This window comes from Wolbachia endosymbiont of Tuta absoluta, from assembly GCF_059414725.1.
In genome coordinates this window covers 1-519 of the sequence record NZ_JBNRJY010000144.1, presented here as the reverse complement: position 1 = coordinate 519, position 519 = coordinate 1, and the positions used below count along the sequence as shown (strand labels likewise).

Sequence of the window (519 nt, the reverse complement as noted above, 5' to 3'; positions counted from 1 at the left end):
TACATCTCTTGCAGGGTAGGCAGAGCGTGAACGGCCCTAATACATGGACATTTACGTCACGTCTGACAAACATTTGAGGGTCATTCAGAAGATTGTTTATCACTAAAGTGATAGGTTGACAGCCCATCTCCTGAAATTGCAATACACATGTAACCATCGAGTCCCTTCACCGCCTCTTAATGAAATGGGCCGATGCTATTCTAAGCAGGCATCACACGGCATACGCCATTATTCTAAGGTAAAAGGTGCGTAGATCTAGACAAGAAGAGTAATTTGTGGCAAAAACAAAATACATCAAAGAAACGAAATAACATGACACTGATTGTTCTATTTACTGACAGACATATTTTTGACGCATCCGTCTGTCAGATGAAAGGTTTTTTTTTTTTCCCTTGAAGTCATTGAACATACTGTCTTTTCCGGATATGAATGGTGTTTTAAATGCAGTTGCAAAGTCGTAACAAGCCTCTGCAGCTCTCTTTAGTTGCCACAATCTTTCTGGATTATAAGCATCACACC

The 519-nt window shown here is 40.3% G+C and carries 1 protein-coding gene; it reads right to left on the bottom strand.

Annotated elements, in window-relative coordinates:
* Window positions 1–331: 331 nt before the first annotated feature.
* Window positions 332–519, bottom strand: a 188-nt coding sequence (locus ACJ5GX_RS01570) for a hypothetical protein (protein ID WP_495292623.1), incomplete at its 5' end; no start/stop codon positions are given.